Origin of the sequence: Allotamlana fucoidanivorans (genome assembly GCF_006265225.1) — a bacterium.
Classification (GTDB): domain Bacteria; phylum Bacteroidota; class Bacteroidia; order Flavobacteriales; family Flavobacteriaceae; genus Allotamlana; species Allotamlana fucoidanivorans.
Map to the genome: position 1 here is coordinate 284662 of NZ_VDCS01000004.1, position 25605 is coordinate 310266.

Sequence of the window (25605 nt, forward strand, 5' to 3'; positions counted from 1 at the left end):
ATCAAAATTCAGTTAATTATTACTCCATTATCGATATATTTCTTTAACTAACTTTAAGATGTTGCACACATACATTTACATCTATTCGGATAGTCAAATAAAAATAAATATCAAAGTACAGGATTTAATAAGGATGACAGGTAGACTCAATGCTATAAATGGTATATAAATTGTTCAAACTCTATAAATATGAGTAGAAAGAATGTTCAGAAAAACAAAAATTTGTAAATTTTCACCCCGATTTAATACTTAAAGGCACAACTCCTTATACTATTCATTTTACAACACCCTAAGTTAGTTTTGTTTAGTTGGTATTAATTCATACTTAGAACTTATTATTGTTAAATTAGATTGTAAACTAAACCATCATGCTAAAGAGAGTTATAACATTTTTTACTTTTTTCTGTATATTAAACTTTCATGCTCAATATATCAATGATTCATCCTCTGAAGATTTTTATACAATTACTACATCAGATGGTCTTTCTCAAAACACAGTAAATACAATTTTAAAAGATAAAACAGGCTATGTTTGGTTTGGAACAGACAATGGATTAAATAAGTACAATAGCTACGACATTAAATACATAGATCTTAATGTAGAGAAAAGAAAAGTATTAACAGGCAAAAAAATACTAGCGCTCTATGAAGACGATAATAATAATTTATGGATAGGTACAAATAATGGTCTAAAAATGTATAACCCCATAAAAAATCAAGTAACTAGCTATGATTTGTTTAAAAACTTTAATGTACCGATTAGAGTTAATTCAATTGAAAAAGAAAATGACTCCTTATTTTGGCTAGGCACATCGGAAGGATTAGTGTTGTATAGTTCAAAAGGTGATATAAAAAAACACTATAGATCTAACCCAAAGAGAATTAATTCATTGACAAATTCTGATATTTTATCCCTAGCAAACAGTGAAGATTATTTATTTGTAGGGTCAACTGGAGGATTAAACGTACTTAATAAAAATAATGAACACTTTACAAGTTTCAAACATGATGACACAAATCCTAACTCTATCTCAGGTAATTATGTTAAGGCGTTATCCTTGACGAAAAATGGAAATCTTTGGATTGGAACATTAGATGGTGGTATATCTCTATATAACAAAACTGACAATTCATTCCGTATATTCAACACAAAGAATAGCGACCTTCCTCATGATGAAATATTTGATATAAATCAAACCGTTGAAGGAGATTTATGGATTGCTACAAATGGAGGTGGTTTAAGTAAACTAAAAACTAAAGACTTCACATTTGATAACATAAAACACAATTCAAATCATCCACAAAGTTTGACAACCAATTCTATATATTCAGCTTATGAAGATAGAGACGGTATATTATGGGTAGGCACATATGCTGAAGGTGTTTGTTTTAACGCTTCTAAAAACAATATATTCAAACTCATTCGTCATCAAGTACATGATAAGAATAGTATCGTTGAAAGTAAAATTAGAAGTTTATTTATTGACTCTAAGGAGAACCTCTGGTTTGGCACTTGGGGAGGTATTAGTTACTATGATAAAACAACAAAACAATATACATCCTATTCACATGATCCTAAAAAATCAGAGTCGCTTAGCTTTAATACCGTTACCTCTATATTTGAAGACAGTAAGGGTAATATGTGGTTTGGCACCTATTCGGGTGGTTTAAATGTGTTAAACAAACAGAAGAACGGTTTTATTCATTACAAGTATAGTTCAAAACATGAAAACAGTATTAGTGATAATAAAATTTATTGCTTTGCTCAGGACAAACTTGATAATCTATGGATAGGCACTCAAACTGGACTCAATCTTTATAATCCTAAAACGAACGATTTTAAAAGATTTGGTAATATTGGTATTAGAGATATAAAATTATCAAATGATGGTCGTTTGATTCTAGGCTCTATAGGTGGTATATCAATATTCAACCCAAAAACTGAAGAGTTTGATAGTTTTTATTCTGAAAAATTAATTTCCTTTCCAATAAGTGAGGTACATTTAGAAGAAAATGATAATCGTATCTGGTTTGGTTCCCAAGGTGCTGGCATGGGCTATTTAAACATGAATACTAATCAATTTACCTTTTATACCGAAGAAAATGGTTTATCAAGTAATTTTGTTTCTAGCATTGTATCAACCGACATGAATTCCTTTTGGGTGAGTACATTTAATGGTTTAGTGAAATTTAATAAAAAAGATGAAACTTTTGAAAACTTTGGAGATTGGCACAACCTTCCAACCAAGCAATTTCAACCAAAGGCATCGGTCATATTACCTGATAACCGTATTGGTTTTGGTGGCTCTAAAGGTTTGATTATATTCCATCCCGATAGTATTTTTAAAAAACATAGAAACCCCCGAATAGTACTATCATCTTTAAAAATAGATAATAAAGATGCAAGTGTGGGAACTAAAGGATCACCTCTAAAAAAAAGTATAGCTAATACTGAAAATTTAGTTCTAAAATCTAATCAAAATGACTTTTCCTTAGAATTTGCTGCATTAGATTTCAATAAGTTAGGAGGAAACAAATATGCGTATATTCTTGAAGGCTACATGGGCGAATGGGTCAATATAGGAACCTCTAAATCTGTTGGATTTACCAACTTAAATCATGGAGACTACACACTCAAACTTAAAGTTATTAATACTTCCTCTGAGGCTAGTGAGAAAATATTAAACATCTCTATAGCCCCTCCTTTTTATGCAACTTGGTGGTTTAAATTTTTTATACTGTGTACTCTTGTTACTCTCGTCTATTATTATAATAAATATACTATTATAAGTACTAAACAAAAAAATGAAAATGAACTTCAAAGACTAAAACTTAAGAGTGAAGAAGATTTTAATCAAATGCGATTTCGTTTTTTTACTTACATATCACATGAATTACGTACACCACTAACGTTAATCTCAGATCCTATATCTCAGCTCATTAAAAACAAAAAAGACAAAACAGACAAAGATTATCACTTTCTTAAACTGATCAACAAAAATGTATTTAGATTATTACGTTTGGTAGATCAAATATTAGACATCAGCAAACTTGAAGGTGACACCCTAAGTTTACAAGTAGCAGACCAAAACATTGTTACATGCATTGAGGATACTGCAAGTGCCTTTCAAGAATTTGCAATTCAAAATGAAATTACATTTAAATTCGTAAGGGAACATGATATCATAAACGGATATATTGATGAAGACAAAGTAGAAAAAATAATTTATAATTTGCTTTCTAATGCCTTTAAATTCACACCTAAAAAAGGTACTATTTCAATACACCTTAATTATTCTGATAACACAAAAAATTATATAGTGATTAGTGTTAAAGATAATGGTATTGGCATACCCGAAGATAAATTATCCAAAATATTTGAAGGTTTTTATCAAGTGAGATCTGCAAAACAATTAAACCCTAATGGTGCAGGTATAGGCTTAGACTATGTGAATAGATTAGTTAAACTTCACCTAGGTGAAATTTCGGTAAAAAGCGAAATAGATATTGGATCAACATTCACTTTCACTCTTCCTATCAAAGAAGAATTTTATAATATCGAGAACATAAAAAATATGGTGCCAAAAAGAGCGCCACTAAAACCAACAAATCTTAACAAAGATGAAGAACCCAAAATACAGATAAAATCAAAACACACCAAAGACACCCCAAGAGTTTTAATAGTAGAAGATGATTTTGACATTAGATCTTATTTAGCTAACTCTTTATCAGAAAAATTCAGAGTATTAGAAGCACCTAATGGAAAGGAAGGGTTAGCCAAAGCCATAAAATATCTACCTAACCTTATTTTAAGTGACACTTTAATGCCTGTGATGGATGGGATTGAATTTTGCAAGCAGGTAAAAGACAATGAGAAAACAAGTCATATTCCATTCCTATTTCTAAGCGCATGGACATCTGATGAGTTCAAGGCTAAAGGATTAAGTATTGGCGCTATTGATTATATTAAAAAACCATTTAGTTTCAATTTCTTAGAATCTAGAATTGCAAATATTATTGATACAAACAAAAAGATATCGGCCAAATCAAAAACAAAAGTTGATTTTGTACCAGAAAATAAAGATATAGACTCAATTGATGATGTTTTCATAAGAAATGCCTACGAAGTTTTAGATAAAAATTTTGACAACCCTGAATTCACAGCCAATCTATTCATAAAAGAAATGAACATGAGTCACTCCGGTTTGTACAGAAAGCTTAAGCATTTAACTGGAAAATCTGCCAATGAATTTATCCGAGATTACAGATTGAAGAGAGCCGCTCAAATAATAAAACAAAATTCAGGTTTGCTAATTTCAGAAGTATGTCTCAAATCTGGCTTTAATGACCCAAAATATTTCAGTAAATGTTTTAAACAGGTTTTTAATATGTCTCCTACTGAATTTTCAAAAAAATATGAAAATACAGAACGTGAAATTCAAACAGACCTTAGTTAAAAACACTAAATTATTTACTATACACATTAAACTAAAAAAGAGCAAAAATTAAGTATTGCCAGCTAATTAAAAACTAGGTATATGTAGTCAAAATAGTCTTTAAAAAAAGCCCAAGAAACAAAAACAAGAACACTTCAAACTCAATAACAGGTATTAACCAAAACTAAACCCATTACAATAACCAATTTAAATAAAACATTTATTATAACATCTTTTAGGCGGTGTATTAGGCCTTTATAGGGTTATAAATGCTCTGCCATACTATCAGGAGAAACAAATACTAAAAATAAGGTTCCGAACTCGGTAAGCAACTGCTTACCAAAGGTTCAGTATATATTTGTTGTGGGGTTCTTAAATTGAATAGAAAATTTCGATATTCTCGTTTTCGAATTTAAATGAGGTATTTTTAATGTGCCAAATATTCTGACTTTTCACCTAGCAAGATTAATATATTTACATGTATAACTTATATTGTTTTAAAAAACCTTTTTATGAAGTTAATTGCACTGGGGTAGCAAAACAAAAAAATATCGAGGGTGTCGTGTACACCCTCGATATTTTTTTGTTTTGCTTATTATGGATTACTACCACACCTCTCTAACAAAGTGCTACAAGCCTTAATTTCCTTCAAAGCCTTCCCATCTCCATTCATTTTGACCATCTCTTATTCTGTTTCGAAAGGTTAAAGTTTCTTCTACTTCAAAATCCTTATCCTCATAAGTATATTTATACTTTAGGGTAAAAACTCTTTTCACAGGATCCCACAAACTAAAACCATTTTCTTCTACTTGATAATCAGAACTAGGGTCTGGTATTATGGTTACAGAATTATCTTCTGGGTTTACTTTAAGCTTCATAGAGTAGTTATCTCCTGTTCTATTGGCAACACCATCAACTTTAACAGTATCCATCATAATAGAACTCAAGTTTCTAATACTAATGTTTGAGGTTAAATCTCCATAATCTCCATAAACATAAGCTGTGTCTAAAACTTTGGTCACTGTAAAAAATTCCTTTACACTTCCAATTTGATAAAAATTACCTTCGTAAGTATTAATTAGTTTTACAGGTATTACAATATCTCCCATTCCTTCTAGAATAGAATCTACAGAGCTTTCAACCATTCTTAAAGGTAAGGCATAATTTAAATCTTTAAACAACTCATCATTCGCAATAGCCAAGGAATCAAACTTTACTGGTAACAGCCCTAGATACTCACCCTTTGGTATAGTTATTCTATTTTCATTACCTAATGTATAATAATTGCTCGGCATTAAGGTGTACCCCGTACCATCTAACAATGTTTCATCTATTTCAAATAAGACCTCCTCATCTTGTGTATTTTCTTTAACACCACCAATGTAAGCTCCTATTTTAAATTCAAGTCCCTCTCCTGATATTATTGATCGCCCAGTCTTTTCTATAAAATCCTTATTTGGAAAATAAACCGCTTTAAATCCCACAGTATCAACCTTATAATCATCATATGGATCACATGAAAACGCCATTAAAACTAATAACATTAACAACAAACAACTTTTATATTTCATAATTTTCATAATATTTAACGATTTGTTTTCTACCGTTACCATCCTGCATTTTGGATGATAACATTTGATTTTAAAACTTCATTCCTAGGTATTGGATTGTAATACATTCTATTTAAAAACGTTCTTGACTCTACCACCTTTGTTTCATAAGAAAATGAACTATCTGAATTTTTTATTACATTAACTCCTAACACTGGTAAACTTAACTCATTAACAGGCAACATCCAACGTCTTACATCATAATAATATTCTCCTTCAAAAGCGAACTCTAAGCGTCTTTCATTATGTATTAAACCTATGAAACTATTTAAAAAATCATCGGCTTCATCTAAATACTGGTCGTTCTGAATCCCTGCTCTATCACGAACAGCTCGAAGTACATCTTTAGCAGAAAACAACATAGCACCATCCTTACCATTAACACCATAAGCTTCAACAGCAGCTTCTGCAAAATCTAAATATAATCCAGCTCTTGTAAAAATGGGATATACTTTAATATCATTACCATCTGAATCTGCTTGATCTGAATCAAAGTTAATATTTGAACTCAAATATTTTTTCATATAATAACCTGTACGCGTATATTTTTTACGCATACCGCCATTGGCATCATTTCCTCCATCAAAAACTTCAATAAAAACATTTCTAAATTCATTTTGTCCATTGTAAAACACAAAACGTTCAAAGCGTCCATCTCTATTCTGATAAGGAACAACACCATTATAAATAGAATTAGGATGATTAATAGGGTAACCATTAATATCTGGAAAAGCATCAATTAAATTCTGACTAGGATTTGCCTCTCCTCTACCAAAGAGTGATAAAGGAAAATGAGCACGCTCTAAATCCCCGTCATTACTATACGATCTTCTCCAAAAATGATCTAAATTCTTAGAATCATTAAAGTCTCCATAATCTTGAAGCCCTAAAACAGAACCATCAATGGCTTCTATGGCTTGATAAGCTGTTTGAGCTGCAGTTTCCCAAGATATTTGATTATAAGCTGGACTTGCTGCAAAAACATCTAACCTAGCTCTTAAAGCCCAAATCATTTCTCTTGAAATTCGACTAACATGTTGCTCTCCATCTATATCATCAATACCATTATTATAGCGCATTACTTCAATATACTGATAAGCACTATCTAAATCTTTCTTGATACTTTGGTAACTTTCCATATAGCTACTTCTAGGCACATCATTCACTTCTTCAAAGGTTAGTAAATCATCAATAATTGGAATACCTAACATGGAACCATCAACAGACGAAGGGCCTGCAAAATTTTTCAATAATACCCATTTATAATATGCTCTTAAACCAAAAGCTTCACCCCTAAGTCGTTGCTTTAATGCTTTACCTCGCTCTTCATTCAATGGATCATAAGTAATATCAAATCCATACTTAAAATACTCATTAATTTTAAAAATTTGGTTCATTGCTGATCCCCATTCTCCACTTACAGGTGATGATTCTGAAGTCCCTCCAAAGGCAGCCTCTCTTTGAACACCATTTACCGAAACTGCATTATTAGTATGATACTCCAATGAAATCCAGGGGGTATTTCTAACTCCAGAATAGGCCGGATTTAAAAACGTACTTGTACGACTAATATCTTTGAAAACATCGTCAAATTCATTTTGTGTATTAGGAACCACTTGATCAAACTCTCCTGAACATGAACTGCTCAAGCCTAAAATCATGACTAACAATGATATAATTATATATTTTCTCATTTCTATTCTTTTTTTAATTAAAATGACACTTGTATACCCAATTCAAAGGCCTTTAAAACTGGATGCTCAGAGTATCCCTTATCTCTATCTGGCATAAACCTGTCTTCATTAGATGATATAATGAAAGGGTTCTTAACAGATCCAGAAAATGAAAACTCTTTCATCCCAAGGTTCTTTAACAAATTTTGAGGTAAAGAATAGGCTACCATAATACTTCTTACATTAAAATACCCAGCATCCTTTAACCAAAATGACGACGTCCTGTAATTATTTGGATTTGATAATGTCGTCAACCTAGGTAAACTATTGGAAACTGGCCAGCTATTTGCCAAATCATTAGTGTAATCATTAATTCCTCTATTCCAATTAAGTTGTTCTACATAACTACCGCCCAAAACGCCATCACCATGAATACTAAAACTCCAATTTTTATATTGCATCATATAGTTAAAGCCTATTGAAACTCTAGGTGATTTTCCTATTTCATGGATATCCTTTTCATCAATTACACCGTCATTATTAAAATCTACATATCTAATATCACCAGGCTTCACTTCACCAAATAATTGTGTTGGAGCACTTGCTATTTCTGCTTCATCTTGAAAGATTCCTGATGCCTTTAAACCTCTTATTAACCCACCTTGACTTCCCATAACATTTCTTTGTTCCTCACCTTCTGGATAAGTAACATTGTTTGACAACGTGTTATAACTAACATTGTACATGGCATTCACTCCTATTTTATAAGCAAATTCTCCTATTTTATTATTGAATGACATGCCAAAATCAACACCTCTGCGTCTTGCATCCTCATAATTCACTAAAGGCGTATAGTTAGATGGAATTAAAGCATATAAATCAGTTGGCAATGTTATTTGATCATAATTTCGAATATTAAAATAATTAATTTGTCCATTAACTTTCGACTTGAACATTTGGAAATCTAAACCAATACTTAAATACTCTTGCTTGGGTCTAACTAGGCTAGATGCAGTAAACGCTCTATTTGACCCTCCCGCACCAGCATTAGGTTTTGGAAACACACCAAAGGTCCCAGCACCTCCACCTCCGTACCGATTCTCGGAAATAAAAAACTGACTTACAGCTCTTGTTTGAACACCAAAATTACCTCTCAACTTTAAAAAATCTAACCAATCGGCATTCTTTAAAAATGATTCTTTATGTAATAACCAAGCTACCCCAGCATCATAATTAATCTTCTTTCTTTCATCTTGAGTCAACTGTCTGATAGGAGCATTTAAGAGTTTCCCTTCTAAAACATACTTATTGTTTAACAAATAATTTACTCTAACTCCTAAATTTCTATAAATAGTGTTTTGCTCTAATTGACTACCCGTTATTTTTTGATTGGTATAAAAGAAATCGGCAATAACCTTATGGTTTTCATTAAAATTTCTATCGTAATGCAAATTAGCTTGTACAAACTGACTTCTATCTACTCTATCTCCTAATTTATTAAAATTAAAAGCAATTTTTCCAGGTCTATATTCACGAAAGCCAACGTCATATGTACCATCGTTGTTTTCTGTAAAAACTGGTTCTGCAAAATGTGGTCTTAGATCTAGGAAAGATGAAAGTACATTAAGTGTATACATACCCACTAAACCATTAACGGAAAGTCCTTCTGTCACTTCATCCAAATCTAAATCTAAACCAATTCTAGCAAAAGCATCTCTTCTTTCGTCTTCCATGACTGCAGAATGTGCCAAATCGGCTAATAAATTTGTACGAAACTCCTGGGTTCTCCCAAAAATAGTATCATTGATCTTGTAGGGTAAGGCATTCGCAGGATAATTATACATGGTGTTAAAAGCTGAATTTGCATTTGTACGAGGCTCATTTCGTCTGTTAAAACTTCCTCCTACACCTACACTTACCTTGCCTGAGTTTTTTAAATTAATTTGAACATTATTATTTATCCTTAATCTGGTCAATTTTCTGCCGTCACCAACACTTTCTATTCCATTTGTTGTGTAATATCCAAGGTGAGAGAAGTACTGTACGGTCTCATTACCACCCGAAAAATCTCCTGTGAGATGGCTATATGTTGCTATTCCGTTTACCAAATCATCATAGTAATCATTGTTAGGATTTTTAATTGGATGATTCCCATTTGCATAATTATCTATGTCTTCTTGAGTATAAATAGGCATAAGCCCATCATTGATTAAAGCTTGATTATAAGCTCTTGCATAATTCTGTGCATTCATGGTATTAGGCAAAAACGTTGGTGTTCTAACACCTGTTCTAGACTTAAACCTAAATAAACGTCCTCCAGGAAGACCATGCTTAGAATTTACAATCATGGCACCAGTAGCACCAAGGGCTCCATACATGAAAGAAGATCCATAATCCTTAGCTATCACAATATCATCAACTTCGGCAGGAGTTAACACAATATCATTAGATGGTACACCATCAACAATAAGCTGTCCTACGCCTTGTCCGCGAATACTATTTCCAAAAACTTCTGAAACTGGAGAACCATTATTATAAAAAGTTTCTAACCCTGAAAGTCTTCCTGCTAATGCTTCTCTTGTGAAAGCTGTTGGAAAATCATTTAACTCCTCTCCTGTTATTCGCTCCACCGAACCTGTTATTCTTTCAAAAGGCATACTACCTAAGGCTATATTAGTATCTTCCTCTCCATCAATAACCCCCCATTGCTTTAACTCTATTGTTTCATTAGCCAATGTTCCATTCTTTACATAAATTACAGCTCTTTCATACCCTAAACGCGTAATTACTAGAATATCTTGGTCTTGAACATAAATTCTAAAAAGCCCCTCGGCATTGGTCACTGCTCTATTTTTAGACTTTGAGGCCAGAATATTAACACCCTCAAGACCAACTCCAGCCTTATTAACAATTGTTGCATTTATGTAATTTAGTTCAACTTGAGCTTTTACTTTAAATGGTAAAATATAAAATAGAACCACCAATACTATATATAATGTTTTTGTCTTTATCATTTTAAAATCATTAAAGGTTAACATATTACCACCCTGGATTTTGAGTCAATTTAGGAGCTTCATACACCTCTAAATCAGATTGCTGAATAGGATATCTATACATTCTATCATCAAAAACTCTAGCAGGTTGTCCAATTTCAAATCTCTCGTAGCGAACACCAGTTGGTTGTGAAGGGTCATCAGTAATTAACATGCCATGAAACACTTTCCCATCTAATTCCTCTTTTGCCGTTCTCCATCTTAACATATCATGCCAAGAATGGTACTCGAAACATAGTTCAACTCTAAACTCATTTCTCACAACCTCCCTAAAATCAGAGGCATTCGTAGTGAACTCTGGTCTCACATCTACATGTCCCACTCTATTTCTAACTGCATTCAATGCATCTACCGCAGTTAAATTTGCTCCAGGCGCCATAGCGTTAGGATTATCATAAGCTTCATTAACAGCTTCTGCGTAGTTTAAATATATTTCTGCCATTCTAATATATGGAGCATTTAAATATACCGTTCTATTATATGCCTTTTTATTATATTTTTCAGGAATCAGTTTTCTTACAAAATATCCTGTGGCAGAATTACCATATGTAGAACTATTTGGGGCCGTTCTATCTTCTCCTAATGGCGTTGTTCTCATATCCATTCTATCACTATCAGATACTTTGGCGAACGGTGCGTCGTGATACAAAATATCTTTGTAGAACCTTGGGTCTCTGTTGCTATATGGATCTTGCTCATTGTAACCTGAGCTAGGGTGATCTATTGGCCATCCATCGGCAGTTTCAAACCTATCAACAATCTCTTGTGATGGTGAATACCCTGCATCACCATCTATATTTCTCCAAAGCCAGCTCAATCTATATAAATCTCTACTGGCAGCAATTGGCAGATTATATCTTGGCCATACACCTTCAATGGTTCCTGGCTCAGTACTAAATATATTATTGTAATCTCCTTGGTATAACCCTACCTTATCTGAAGTTTGAGATAGTTGTATTAAATCCCAAGCTGCAGCTGCAGCCATTTCCCATAGTTCGGTATCCTTTTGATTATTAAGTGTATAATTAGGGCTCGCAGCTGTTGTTAATGCTCTAGACTTTAAAGCCATAGCCGCAGCTTTCCCCATACGTCCCATATTTACCGGGTGATTGAGGTAACTCACTTCAGGTAAAATTTTAATAGCTGCATCACAGTCTGCAACAATATCAGCAATTAACTCCTTATAAGTGGGTCTGGGTAAGTTTAAATCTGTTTCTGGTAAAATTTTTGTTTTTATGTAAGGTAATGCTCCCCATCGTTTAGATAATTCATGGTATGCAAATGCTCTAAATAATAATGCCTCACCTTTTACTTGATCAATTTCACTCTGAGGCATAATATCTGTGGTCACACCATCAATTCTATCAAGAATAGCGTTTGTTGTGTAAACAAGTTCCCAATTATCATACCATGCATCATAAAAATCTGGATTACCAAAAGCTTGATTCAAAGCCGTAACATAATCTCCAGACAATACAGCATTATGCACAGCTAGTGACCTTTTAAAAATCACATCACCTGAAAAAACCTCGATACAGCCATAATTCTTACCCATCCCAGAGCGTAATCTATCTGGATGAGTTACTCTAATTTCAAACATCCACCCTAAGGTATCATAAAGCCTGTATGCCATACTATTAATGGCGTTTCTATCTCTCCACACCTCATCTTCAGTAGAGTATCCCGTACCTTCTTCCGTTCTGTCTAGATAATCTTCGCAACCTACTGACAATAAAACAGCTAAAAAAAGTATTATATATTTATATTTTATCATAATTTATAATTTTTTAAAAATCAATATTTACACCGAAAATAAATCGACTCACCAAAGGATATTGACCATATCCTCCTGATACACCATTACCTCCTTCAGGATCACCAAATGGCACTTTAGACCATGTATATAGATTTTGACCTGACAAATTCAATCTCATTTTTTCTATCTTTAAAGCTCGTCTTAAAAACTCCGATTTTAAACTATATCCTATAGCCACATTTTGAAGCTTAAGGTAAGATGAATTTACAATGGTTTGATTGCTTCTTTCCTCATAACCTTGGGCTGTAGATATATGTCCTAGTGCTGGAAAATCGGCATTTGGATTTGTAGGACTCCATCTATCTAAATGAATTGATTTAGCCTCCAGTAAAGGTCCGTTAAAATTAGGGAACAAATTACTAGAATGGTAGGTTACACCGTCCTTACCAAAAAAGCGTATACTCAAATCAAACCCTTTGTAATCAACACTACCATTAAAGGCGTAAACAACAGCAGGTTGACTAGTACCTTCTAATGGTATATTGTCATTAATATCAATTCGTCCATCCCCATTAAAATCAGCATAAGAATAATGTCCTGCTATTCTTGTTCTAGATATTTCAGGAGCATTTATTGTTTCTTCAAAATTATCTATAAATCCATTACTATGGTACCCAGACAACCATCCTATAGGCTTTCCTGCATTTTTCCTGTAATCTGGTGTTAACACACGGTCACCCCTATAAACAATCCTACTGTCAGCTAAGGTAAAATGACCTCCAAAAGAATATCCTAAACCACTTGGTGTTAAGTGTCTGTAATTAGCAGAAAACTCAAAACCATGATTTTTTGATTCTCCTGAATTTACCTGAGGTAAAGATACCCTACCTTGATCTCTTGTTCCTAAACTTGGTTGAAAATAAGAAGGTCTAGGTTCATTTATAGCAATTCCTGTGGTTTCCTTTTTAAACAAGTCAAGTCCAAGGGTTAACTCATAATTAAATAACTTCACATCAAACCCTAGGTTATGACTTTTTTGGGTTTCCCACGTTGCATCTGGATTTGCAATTTTAACCTCAGCCCATCTCGCCACTTCAGGATTTGCAGGAAACCCAAATATAGCTTCACTTAAGCGTAATGACGTTGTAGTATATCCCCCTAAAAAGTCAAATCTAGGTGAGTTCTTGTATACGCCCGTTTCTCCATAACTATACCTTACTTTAAATACATTTAACCAAGGTAAATTATCTTCAACAATTTTCTCTTTAGCAATATTCCAACCAATAGCCATTGAAGGAAAAAACGCAAACCGTTTCCCTGGTGCAAAACGCTCTGTACCATTGTAACCACCCGAAAGCTTTAGCAAATATTTTTCTTTATAATCATAATTAAATATTCCCACCCAATCTTCGGTAAACTCTGGGAGTGACCCTACACTTGTTTCTCTCTCATTTCGATTAAACACTCCTACAGCTGCTACATTATGGACTCCAAAACTACGTTGGTAATTTAACTTAAACTCATAATATAAATTTCTTGCTACGCCGTCATACTCTTCACCTCCTGAACTTCTAAACCGAGGGTTAGAATCATAATATGATTGGCCCTTTTGTCCACGCCATGATTCTGATAATGGATCATACAACCATAATTGAGGGTTAAAAGCTTCCACTTTCTTATACTCAAACATCGTACTATAATTAAACCTACCTGATACAGACAAGCCTTTGGTAATAGCATCTAAACTCTGGGTTAATGCTATTTGTATATCCACTACATCTTTCTTGAAGCGTCTCATACCAGAATAGTTAAGCGCTTGGTATGGATTTTCTTGAAAAGGATTTTCAGAGATTGCCGAGCTTAATCTAAACTCTTCTGGAAATGGCGCTAAAGGATCTGGATTTGACAACAAAAATTCCTTTGGATAATACAACGGGAAATAGTATGGTGTTGCTTCATCTAAAAACTTAAACACATTACTAAAATCATTTCTACCCACATTTGAATTTGGCGTTTTAGTAATTTCTGACCGACCAGATATATCAACCGATAATTTCGTGGATTTGCTAACATCGAAATCTAGGTTTGTTCTAAAGTTTATCTTATCAAAGGTAAACTCAGGATCATAATATCCATTAAAGTCTTCCGTTTTTAATATATCGCCAACATGGTTTGCACTGAGTGAACTAAAATATTTAACAAACTCGGTACCTCCACTTACATTGACTCTAGCGTTGGTTTCCCAACCAATATCCCGAATCAACTCATCATACCAATTAATATCTGGATAAGCATAAATATTTCTATTTGGATCTAAAAAATTATCGATATAGCGCTGCGGTCTCAAATCGCCATATTGCCCAGAATTTTTAATAGCTTCTTGCCCCAACATTAAAACGTCATAAGATGATAACTGTTGCGGAAGGTCACTAATTCTTTTTGCTGTTACAGCTCCTCCTACACTTACTTTAGCGCTACCTTCTTTACCTCTATTTGTTGTTATTAAAATAACTCCATTACCGCCACGTACACCATATACAGAAAGTGAAGCGGCATCTTTTAACACAGAAATAGATGCAATTTCACTAGGATCTAACTGAGAAAACCCACCGGTAGCCTCAACCCCATCAATTAATATGAGCGGTGCATTATTCCCTCTAAAACTAGAGACTCCACGTATGGTAATATTGGCATCATCAGCCCCAGGTTGCCCCGAGGGAATTTCGGTATAAACACCTGGTAAGCGGTCTTGAATGGCCTGAGACATATTGGTAAGCCCTGTTTCCTTCAATTCTCCACCAGTTACAGTAGCTACAGCTCCAACAACATTTGCCTTTTTCACCTTGTTATAACCTAATACAACAACCTCTTCCAGTGCCTCGGTATCAGGCATCATGGTAACATCAATTATTGTTTTACCACTTACTTTTATTTCTTGTGCAATATAGCCCACATAAGTAAAACTAAGGGTATCATTGGGACCTACTGTTATGGTATAATTACCATCAAAATCTGCTACTGTACCGTTTATACCATTTGAAGTATTGGAACTGATAATATTCGCTCCTATTAGCGGCATTCCTGTTTCATCTACTATTTTTCCCGAAACCTTAATATTCTGAGCTCCTAATGCTTGCCCGAGGAAAATAAAGCAACTTAAGAAAAATGCTATTTTGTATTTCATATGTTTAATAAGTTAGTTTGTCTGTTTTAAAATATTACTTGCTACCATCTTTTAGTCTTTTACAAGACGTATTCCCCACATCCTTAAATGTTCGTTATTATGGGCATAGTACCTAAATCCATTAACCTGTCCACTCAGGTATAGTTCTAAAACATCATTATCTCCAGAACCATTTGTCCAATAAGTGACTCTACCTTTTTCTATACCTGTTCTAAAACCAGTTGGTCTATTTGCTGCCAAAGTATCATAACGATAACCTGCCATTACAAAACTTAAACCGAAAATATCAGACCCATCATGCCATGCTCCCATAGTTTCACTTGCATGCGACACATAACTTCTTAAAGTAGAAATATCATTGTCATTCATAACATGCCATCCTGGAGGTGCTATAAGTGTAGATCTTGGCAACAAGCTTGAATACACCCGCCCATGAACTTCATTCCAATTTGGTGTAAATCCAGGTAAGCCTTCAGGATGCTCATCGCAGTATATATCTGTGGATGTAGGCGTAAGCGGAATTTGAACTGGTCCTAATACTGGAATATCTGTTCCATCAGTCAGTTTCTTCGTTCGTAAGTTTTGAGACATCCATATCTGGGTTCCTAATCTCACCCATGTATAATCATTAACTTCAGTCAGTCTAACATCGGTATACACACCTGTCATTTGTGGTGTAAATTCTACAGGGAAAGAATTGGTTTCTCCACCACTTCCATCTTTAGCAACTACCAGTGCATAATAGGTTTTCACATCGGTAATATCACTAGGTATTTCACTATTCTTTACTAAATATTGGGTTTCTACAATATCACTTGCCACTTTATTTACTGGAGGGTTTACCGTATCTATATAAACGTCATACGATGTAGCACCACTAGCAGGCTCCCAAATCAATGCTTCATCTAAGGACAAAACATTTGCCACTTGGAAATCTTTAATTCCAGGAAATCCTGGACTAGCTCCTACTACCGAAAACCCAGATACTTCCGACTCAGTAAAATTCCCCGATGGATCTTTAGCAACTATATACCAGTAATAGGCTGAATTAACATCTAAGTTTGTTGTTGTGAACTCACTATTTGTAACCGTTCCTACCAGTGTAGCTGGTTGATTGAACTTATCTAAATACACATCATAACTTACAGCATCGCCCTCAGGATCCGTCACATCCGTCCAATCTAAAACAACACCTGACATGGCTGGTGATTTATTCGCAGGAGATACAATAATTGGCTCATCTGGTGCCCCGGGACGTAATTTTTTAAACGAACGCACTTCACTCGAGGAACCATTAATCAAATCTGAAGCATCTATCTTCCAATAATATACTTCACCTATATCAAGACCTGATACATCTAAGGTATACGAGGTACTACCATCTTCAATTGTGGCAATAAGATCAGATTCTTCAAACTGATCAGTTGTTGATAAAAACACATTGTAGATTATTGTTTCCCCTTCGCCTGCCGGTACAGCTTCCCACTCAAGATTTACATCATTTCTAACAAATACTTCTGTCTCTGGACTAACCAGTACTGGAGGTTCAGGAGCAGGAATGGACATAAAACGCCATATATCACTTTCGGTATTTTTTACGCCATTTTTAGCTATAACTCTCCAATAATAAACTGCGTCTTTTCTAATCTTATAATCTTCAAGCCGGTAGGTTGTCTCTTTTAGGTTTTGCCCCTCTAGAAATAGTTTTGTACTATCCATACCTAAATAAAAATCATACTTTAGAGGTCGGCCATTCGGATCTGATGCCTTCCATTCAAAAGAAGGTGCAATATCAATTCCATTAGAATTATCCTCTGGAGACACCAATGTTAGGTTGGGTTTTTGCTCTACCATAACATCATCATCGTCACATGATACAAATGGAATAATTCCCACGATCACTATAAATAAAAGGATCTTTTTTATATGTTTCATAATATATTATCTTGTGTTTTTCTTTAATCTTTAACTAACCGTATTCCAAACATTCTATTATGTTCATTGCCTTGGTTATAGGATCTGTAGTTTCCTGCTGGATACAACTCCCATACGTCATTTGTCCCTGCTATCGGGTTAATCCATAAAGCCACTCTACCCTCTTCAACTACATATCTAAAACCAAATGGTCTATCATCAGTAAAGTTATTATAACGATATCCTGCAATTAAAAAATTTGCACCATAAGAATCCGTTCCTCCGTACCATTCATCTAATAAATCAGAAGCATTTGGCACATACGCTCTTATAGTAGAAATATCGGTATCGGTTATAACATGCCAACCTTCTGGCGCTATTAATGCATTTCTTGGCACTTTACTCGAATAAACACGCCCATTATCCCCATCACTCCAAGGCGCTGTAAATGATGGGTACCCCGGAATTGGCCCATTATCAGCTGGGTGTTCATCATAATATAACGTTGTTGTTGAGGCCGTAATAGGGTAATCGGCACTTGTAGGCTGAATAATCTTTTCTAAATCCTCCCCAGTAGTCAGTTTTTTAGTCCTTAAATTTTGTGACATCCAAATCTGAGACCCTATTCGAACCCACGAATAGTCTAAGGACTCACTTCCTCTAACATCTGTATAAACTCCTGTAACTTGCGGTGTAAACGAAATTACTTCAGATTTAGATTCTCCATCATCATTTTTAGCAACCACTTGTGCATAAAATGTTTTTATGTCATTAATATCACTTGGCGTATCTTTAGTTTGTACAACATACCCCTCTCCTGTAACGTCACTAGCCACTTTATTTAAAGGAGGGTTTACCGTATCAATGTAAACATCTAAAGTGTTTGCGCCTAATGCCACACCCCAAACTAGAGATTCATCCAATGATAATACTCCATCTTCAACCTCTTCACTTAACTCAGGTTTTACAGGTTCTTTTGCAGCCAAATAATCAAAACTAAAGGTTTCAGTAGAAAACGAATTACCCAAACCATCTCTAGACACTACGCGCCAGTAATACCTTTGATCTGGTGTTAGCTCTGAAGTTGCATTAAATTCTGATTCACCAGAGAAACTAGTCGCTAAATTTACTGGAGGATTCACTGTATCTATAAACACATCATAGATAGCCGTTTCTCCATTAGGGCCAGCAGAATCCGTCCAATCTAGCAACACATCACCTTCTGATACAAATAACAGACTTTTGTCAAGAGGAGATTCAATAACAGGAACATCAGGAGCTGCTGTTGTAAAACTCCAAACTTCACTCTCATTATCATAAAAACCATCTTTAGCAACAACCTTCCAATAATAGGTCACTCCACCTTTCATAACTGTATTTTTGGTTATCTTATATTGAGTATCTTTAATATCTTGGGCTCTCAACCCTAATTTATTCTCTTCGGTTCCTATGTAAAAATCAAACTTTAAATTTTCAAAATTATCAGCCGAAGCTTCCCATGTAAACGTGGGATTATAGCCTATAGATTCAGCATTATCTAATGGAGACACATTTGACACGGAAATTACTGGAATCACTATTCCATTATCATCATCTTCGCATGAAATAAGATAAGGCGCTAGCATTGACACTACACCTAAGAGAAAAAGATTTCTAATGTATTTCATAAGTTATTTAGTATATTAAAATTTAGTTAGTTCTTTATTTATTTTTATAATGGTCTCAACTTATTTAGTATAAGTATTCAACACTCTTCATGATATAACGAGATTACTCCTTACAAAGTAGCGTACTACGGGGCACCATATCTAAATATCTAACCTAGAAGATTATATCTGTAATTTGTATAAAATGAAGTTGGCTAGCTCTATTTAGTTTTAGTTTTAGTTTTAGTTTTAGTTTTAGTTTTAGTTTTAGTTTTAGTTTTAGTTTTAGTTTTAGTTTTAGTTTTAGTTTTAGTTTTAGTTTTAGTTTATCAAATATTGAAATATTAAATTAATGCCGATGGGTATAAATAATTCTTTTTAGTGAATTTTTTGTTCAACGCTCTTGAAAACCAGTTATACCTACTTTCTTACTCATTAGTACTACACCAATCCTTATGTTTTTTCTCATTTCAACTCTAAGCTCTATTTTTATTAATATGATTTTGTAAGATTCTTATTAGGTTATTCAAACTTTCCGCATGGTCTTTATCATCAACAACGTTAACATTTTCATCTGGATCTAGAATCCTATCATACAACATATGAGAATTTACACTTCCATCTTTATTAAAATACCTCGTATAATTAAATGCTTTTGAAATTACGGTCTCTCCACGTCCCCATCTGGAAAATACATACTCATTAATTTCATGGTTTGGATCTGTTAAAATTTCAACAAAACTTTTACCACTTAAATGCAATGGTTTTTCAACATTGCTTAAATCACAAAGCGATGGATATATATCTACAAAACTCACTAAAGATTCTGAGCTAGCCTGAGTATCATTTTTAAAACGAGATCTTTTAGGTTTAACAATTAGAGGTGTTCTAAGGGCATTATTGAAACACGAGTGTTTACACCATAAAGAATGCTCTCCCAAACTCCAACCATGATCACCTATTAAAACTATATTTGTGCTCTCATAAAGTTCCAATTCTTTTAATTTATCAAGTATTTTACCCACTTGTGCATCAATAAAACTAACACTTGCATAATAGCCATGTCGAAGTTTCTTAGCAATATCACTCTCGATAGGTAGGGTATCTTTAGGTATATTTGAATACCCTCTCAATTCTTTATAATTAAACCATGCTTCTCGTGGTGCCTTAATAGGCATTTGAGGGTTTTTAGCTAAAGCAATAGTCTCTTCCTTATACATGTCCCAATATTTTTTAGGCGCATTAAAAGGAAGGTGCGGTCTTATAAAACCAATTCCTAAGAAAAATGGCTGTTTAGACTGTGACAACTTGTTCAATTCCGCTAAAGCCAATTTAGCGGTTTTACCATCATAATACACAGCGTCTTCAACATCCGCTGCCTCCCAAGCTGGCCCAGCGGAGCCTAAGGGTAAATTATTTTCTTTAGTCCAACTATTTATAGGAGCCTGATAATCTCGCCATAACTCCTGCTGTTTTATCGAGTTAGGATAATCTGGTCTATACGGAATATCTGTCCAACTTTGAAGAGCATCATCTGGATGATGAAATATTTTACCCACTGCTTTAGTTATGTAGCCCTTATTTTTAAAATGCTCTGGCAAAGTGATTAAACCAGGTGCATCATTATCTACTCTAGACCCGTAATTTGTAAATCGATTTTTTGTTGGAAATACCCCTGTTAACAGGCTTGCTCTAGATGCGCCACAAACCGGAACATTACAATAGGCGTTCTTAAAAACCATACCATCTGCTGCCAACTTATCAATATTTGGAGATATAATTTGAGATTGCCCATAACAATTCAATTCTGGCCTTAAGTCATCTACAATTATAAATAATACATTATTGAAATCATTTTCCTTTTTTGCTATGCTGCAATTGAAAAAAAATGACCCGAAAACACTGATCAATATAAAACGAAAACTATCTGGTAGTCTATTCAACTTTCAATTGGATTTAAATACAGTAAAACTATAAAACATCTTGATAGAACCAAGATGTTTTAATAGTAACTAACAAAAAGATATTACTTGTGCTTTTTACTCTACAAGTATTTTAGAAACAGCACTACCCACTTTTACGAGGTATAAACCAGAGGAAGGAAATATACTGTAATCTAAAGAAAGTACATTATCATACACTTTTGTTTGGTAAAGCAACGCACCAACAATAGAATATACTTCTAGAGTTTGAGTGTTTGAGTTGCTTAAATTAATTGTTAACTGCTCTCCACTTCTTACTGGATTAGGGCTAACAACTATACTGGTAGCACTAAAATCATCGGTGCCTAAAGTGGTATCGGCAGACAGTCTCATTTCCATGAATTCTAGATGCATTGCCGTACTATTAAGATCAAGTCTTATACTTGTAGCATTTTGTAACATAGCCGAAGAAAATTCTTGAGCCGCAAAATCCATTTGTGCATAATTCTTAGGATCGTCATCTGCTGCTGTAGCATCAGCTATACCTGCCCAGGTTTTAACCTCTGTGTTAACTCCATCAGATAAAGTAATCGTTAAATTTCTCCATCTATTTAATTGCCCCGAATTGGTATATTTTCCATCTCTCCCATAAAAATCAAGATATTTTAGTGACTTTCCTGATGGAATAGCTACTTCACATGCCCACCAATTTTGATCTGCAACATTTTGTGTTAAATAATAATTATCCGTATTACTAGCATTACAATTAGGGTAAGGAGTTGTTGGACTACTTGGATCATAAGCGAACGTGTCATCTATATTATAACTTGGCACATCACGTGTCCCATTTGTATAATGAGGTAATCCTGCCGTTGCATTTGACAATGGCACATTTACCAACTGAGCAAAAGATGTTTGAAACATTGCAAATGCAAATACAAAAAGTATTGCTTTGAGTAATTTTGTTTTCATAAGTACTTGGTTTTAGTTTAATTAATCTATTAATTACACTTATAATAATAAGCTTTACCAAATATTATGATTTTTACTCTTTTTTAAGGGGGTTAAAATGTTCATAATAATACACAAACTATTCATACGCCCATTTAAGAATATAAACTTGGTTAAATTCTAAAAAATACTATTTACAGCTCATTTTCTGAAGCATACTGACTTATATCAAAATAAATGCAGTGCAACCTCTTTAAAGCAATATGTTTTGCAAGATCTTTATGCTATATACAAGCAAAATTGATTTTTTCTATATTAATCTCGCTTTATACCATTTATAACTCGAATTTACCGTAGTAAAATAACCTTTTTCCCTTTCCTTTTTATTTATAAAAGAAACCGTAGCTATAGCTATGCTTGATTTTTTAAACTCAAATAAAGAAAAAAAATCATCATTTTATTTTACAGTAAATTCAAATCACAAATGGTATTAATTTATTTTTATTTAGATTCTGGCATCCATGAAAAATAAGAACCCCGATGTTAAAACATCGGGGCTCTTATTTTTTTAAATATTAATTTCTACTAATTATTCTAAATAACTTGGTACTGGATACCTAGAGTTTACTGTTTTTGCGTTGTACCGGCCACCTTTGTCATTTTTAAAACGCTCATAAATTTTTGATCGGTACTCACTTCTATTTGGAACCTCTGTTCTAAACTCATCTTTTTCTAAACCTATGTTATCAAATGGAATGGTTTTGAAATTTTCCATGGGCACAAAACTTTCCTTGAAAGAAAAGTTTAATGTCTCCACATTTTCAAATGCCTCTAAACTTATAGTTTTTGGATACTCAAAAATTTCATCCCTCGGCAAATCCGTATAATATCCAGATTTTTTACTTTCTAAACCTTCAACAGTTCCAGAGCCACCGTGAACATATATAGGTTTTCTTATATCAAAAATATAATTATCACTTACAGTACAGTTGGTCTGTGCCCATGGGTTTTTATCAATAGTTTCTTCTAACTCAGGAAACGTTTCTTTCCAAACCCCTTTTTTCCATCCATCTTTACCTATTTTTTGTTCCATAATATATATATAATCGCCCTTATCTCCTTTAGGAAGATCTCTTCCAAATCTAGATAAATCATCCCATTTTTTTTGAATACCTTCTTGGGTTATAGGCTTCTTTAATGTCCACCACATGATAGCAGCATCAATACTTATATTATTCTCAAAATCATTTAAGAATCCATGAAATATACAACTTCCTCTACCCGATCTGTAAAACACGTTTCCATAAACCTTCATACCGGCTCCATTATCATCATTTCTAAAACCTGTTATAGGATGCCCTCCTGGTTCAATAAGGTGATGCACAAAATTATAACGCAATACATTATTCATAGTATACCATTGGGCTCCGCAATAGGCAACGTTAAAATCACCCATTTCATAACCAATGTTATAAAATTCATTATATTCCATTAACAAATTAACGGTTTTGTATGAAACCGCTCCATTCATATCATGTAATAAATTATGTCCAAAATAAATCCCAACTCCGTTAAGACCAATAACGCCATATCCTCTTAAACGACAATTTCGAACTATATTATTGGTAGCAAAATTGTAACATGGTGTTAAACTGACCAAATCACCACCATTAATACTAAATGCAGAATATAAATCATAAAAATCGCAACCAGAAATACCATTATACTCACCGCCATTAATGTTTACGCCTCTGCCTAAACCATTACGAATAGTACTCCCCGCTATTAAATTATATTTCCCACCTGTTATAGAAAAAGACAAATCTCCTGTGTTTTCAATAATCAAGTTTTTAAATGTAATAAATTCCGTATCTTCAAAATTTATCAACGCAGGTGTATTAGTGGGTTTTGATTCATTTAATAAAACAGATTCCTTATCTTCTAAGCCTTGTTCACCAATTATTGTTAATGTTGATTTTCCAGCCTCAAAACCTTTAATGGGCCAAATGTAAAGTTGCTGTTCTTTCTTATCAAAATACCATTCACCAGGTTCATCTAATTCTGCCAAAACATTAAATAATCTTACACGTCTTGGTATGGTCTTTATTTTATTCACTATACCGTAACGCGTATGATGTAGCAGCTGAACCACATTATTTTCTATTTGCCCAACAGGTTCATCTTGAAAATACCAATCGTTATGAAAGTAACCCTGAGCACGCATATCCTTCGTTCTTTCAAATTCTTGTATAACTAACGGAGACAGTGTTTCTTTAAAAACAAACTTACCCCCTGTTGGATTTTCTTTTGAATAAGACATGGGCTCTTCTCCTGGTTTTAACCAACGTGTTGTGGGCCCCTCTTCAAGAATTTCTCCTATATGATTATACCCCCTATTGGGCCATTGGGCAAGTTGCAACATATGTCCGTTCATAGAAATCTGTCCATAACTACCTTCTCCAGGAAAGTATGAAGAAACCTCATTTTTAGACAAACTTATGCTCATTACATTTCCCTTGGCCTTTGGATGTAAATAGCTTAATATTTTTTTGTTCTTTACAACTTTTAGCTTTTTGGTATCAACATTCAAACCTCCAGACAGTACAACATCGCCTCGTTTAATACCTCGATACACTATAGGGGCTTCTTTAGTACCTGAGTCTTCAGATGTAAAATTAACCGCGTTATCTATTTGATAATTACCAGACATTAGTATGACGTGAACACCACCTGCTGGCAATCCCTTTGAAGATTTTAAATTTCTCACAGCATTTCTAGCTGCAGTAATAGTTCTAAATGGTAACTCATGAGTCCCTTCATTTTTATCATCGCCATTAGTAGAAACATAAAACACTTTACCTGGCTTTAATATTGGAGCTAATTGGTTTTGTGTATACGAATTACTGTACTCTGGAACATAATGTGGTTTCTGATTGATTGTATTGAAACGTTGCTGAGAAAATAATGAACCAACAATTCCCGCTAACGCAATTACCATTAAGCTAATTTTTATTTGCTTCATTTTTATAGGCTTTTTAATCGTTTTGCTCTTATGGTGTCTTTTTGTAAGTATATACTTGTCACCAAATACTAATTTATCTTAATTTAAAAATCTTTTTATTATTGCTTTTTGCTAGACCACACAAAAAGTTAATATCCTCGCATTATAAATAAAAGCGCACAACCCATGGATTATACGCTAATAAACAATTAACATTAACTAAACAAAATTTATTCTGTTGTAAAACTCCAAACCTGTCCTATAGATGAGGCTCCTTTGTCATCTTTTGCTACAACTTTCCAATAGTATGTTGTTCCTCCTAATAAAGTAGAAATCATATAATCTTTATCAGTATGACCCGTTACTATTGCCGTTGTTGGCGGATTATTGGTGTCTAAATAAACATCAAAGGTTAAGGCATCACCATCTACATCGGTTGATCCCCATGCTAAAAATACT

General features: G+C 33.8%; 11 protein-coding genes and 1 pseudogene. 1 reads left to right on the forward strand and 11 read right to left on the reverse strand.

What is annotated here, in order from left to right; genetic code table 11:
- The first annotated feature begins 368 nt into the window (after positions 1-368).
- Complete coding sequence (locus FGF67_RS05580) at positions 369-4457, forward strand: hybrid sensor histidine kinase/response regulator transcription factor (protein ID WP_139695544.1); 4089 nt, start codon at positions 369-371, stop codon at positions 4455-4457.
- Positions 4458-5074: 617 nt separating this feature from the next.
- On the opposite strand, the gene FGF67_RS05585 is transcribed toward FGF67_RS05580, so the two are convergent.
- The 11 genes and pseudogenes from FGF67_RS05585 to FGF67_RS17220 form a co-directional block, all read right to left on the reverse strand.
- Positions 5075-5980 carry a BT_3987 domain-containing protein gene (locus FGF67_RS05585; protein WP_158293180.1) on the reverse strand — a complete coding sequence of 302 codons (906 nt, stop codon included), beginning with the start codon at positions 5978-5980 and terminating at the stop codon, positions 5075-5077.
- A 62-nt stretch (positions 5981-6042) separates the two neighbouring features.
- On the reverse strand, positions 6043-7740 hold the full coding sequence (locus FGF67_RS05590; RefSeq protein ID WP_139695548.1) for a RagB/SusD family nutrient uptake outer membrane protein: 1698 nt from the start codon (positions 7738-7740) through the stop codon (positions 6043-6045).
- Between the two features lie 17 nt (positions 7741-7757).
- Positions 7758-10733, reverse strand: a complete 2976-nt coding sequence (locus FGF67_RS05595) for a SusC/RagA family TonB-linked outer membrane protein (protein WP_158293181.1) — start codon at positions 10731-10733, stop codon at positions 7758-7760.
- Between the two features lie 25 nt (positions 10734-10758).
- A complete protein-coding gene (locus tag FGF67_RS05600) occupies positions 10759-12546 on the reverse strand; it encodes a RagB/SusD family nutrient uptake outer membrane protein (RefSeq protein WP_139695552.1) in 1788 nt (595 codons plus the stop codon).
- A gap of 13 nt (positions 12547-12559) precedes the next feature.
- Entirely contained in the window at positions 12560-15712 is a 3153-nt protein-coding gene (locus FGF67_RS05605) for a SusC/RagA family TonB-linked outer membrane protein (protein WP_139695554.1), read from the reverse strand.
- Positions 15713-15763: 51 nt separating this feature from the next.
- Positions 15764-17647 (reverse strand): FISUMP domain-containing protein, encoded by a 1884-nt coding sequence (locus tag FGF67_RS05610; protein ID WP_139695556.1) that lies wholly within the window; start codon positions 17645-17647, stop codon positions 15764-15766.
- A 23-nt stretch (positions 17648-17670) separates the two neighbouring features.
- Entirely contained in the window at positions 17671-19293 is a 1623-nt protein-coding gene (locus FGF67_RS05615; protein ID WP_139695557.1) for an FISUMP domain-containing protein, read from the reverse strand.
- 455 nt (positions 19294-19748) lie between these two features.
- Positions 19749-21215: a sulfatase gene (locus FGF67_RS05620; protein WP_139695560.1), complete on the reverse strand. Its 1467-nt coding sequence runs from the start codon at positions 21213-21215 to the stop codon at positions 19749-19751.
- Between the two features lie 96 nt (positions 21216-21311).
- Positions 21312-22166, reverse strand: a complete 855-nt coding sequence (locus tag FGF67_RS05625; protein WP_139695562.1) for a T9SS type A sorting domain-containing protein — start codon at positions 22164-22166, stop codon at positions 21312-21314.
- A gap of 568 nt (positions 22167-22734) precedes the next feature.
- Complete coding sequence (locus FGF67_RS05630; RefSeq protein WP_139695564.1) at positions 22735-25167, reverse strand: right-handed parallel beta-helix repeat-containing protein; 2433 nt, start codon at positions 25165-25167, stop codon at positions 22735-22737.
- 209 nt (positions 25168-25376) lie between these two features.
- Positions 25377-25605: pseudogene (locus FGF67_RS17220) on the reverse strand (hypothetical protein); the annotation flags it as partial.

Bases quoted from the DNA above. Each gene is read 5' to 3' on its own strand.
- FGF67_RS05630 (WP_139695564.1), bottom strand. From the start codon at position 25,167: ATGAAGCAAATAAAAATTAGCTTAATGGTAATTGCGTTAGCGGGAATT.
- FGF67_RS05595 (WP_158293181.1), bottom strand. From the start codon at position 10,733: ATGATAAAGACAAAAACATTATATATAGTATTGGTGGTTCTATTTTAT.
- FGF67_RS05610 (WP_139695556.1), bottom strand. From the start codon at position 17,647: ATGAAACATATAAAAAAGATCCTTTTATTTATAGTGATCGTGGGAATT.
- FGF67_RS05605 (WP_139695554.1), bottom strand. From the start codon at position 15,712: ATGAAATACAAAATAGCATTTTTCTTAAGTTGCTTTATTTTCCTCGGG.
- FGF67_RS05580 (WP_139695544.1), top strand. From the start codon at position 369: ATGCTAAAGAGAGTTATAACATTTTTTACTTTTTTCTGTATATTAAAC.
- FGF67_RS05625 (WP_139695562.1), bottom strand. From the start codon at position 22,166: ATGAAAACAAAATTACTCAAAGCAATACTTTTTGTATTTGCATTTGCA.
- FGF67_RS05600 (WP_139695552.1), bottom strand. From the start codon at position 12,546: ATGATAAAATATAAATATATAATACTTTTTTTAGCTGTTTTATTGTCA.
- FGF67_RS05615 (WP_139695557.1), bottom strand. From the start codon at position 19,293: ATGAAATACATTAGAAATCTTTTTCTCTTAGGTGTAGTGTCAATGCTA.
- FGF67_RS05585 (WP_158293180.1), bottom strand. From the start codon at position 5,980: ATGTTATTAGTTTTAATGGCGTTTTCATGTGATCCATATGATGATTAT.
- FGF67_RS05590 (WP_139695548.1), bottom strand. From the start codon at position 7,740: ATGAGAAAATATATAATTATATCATTGTTAGTCATGATTTTAGGCTTG.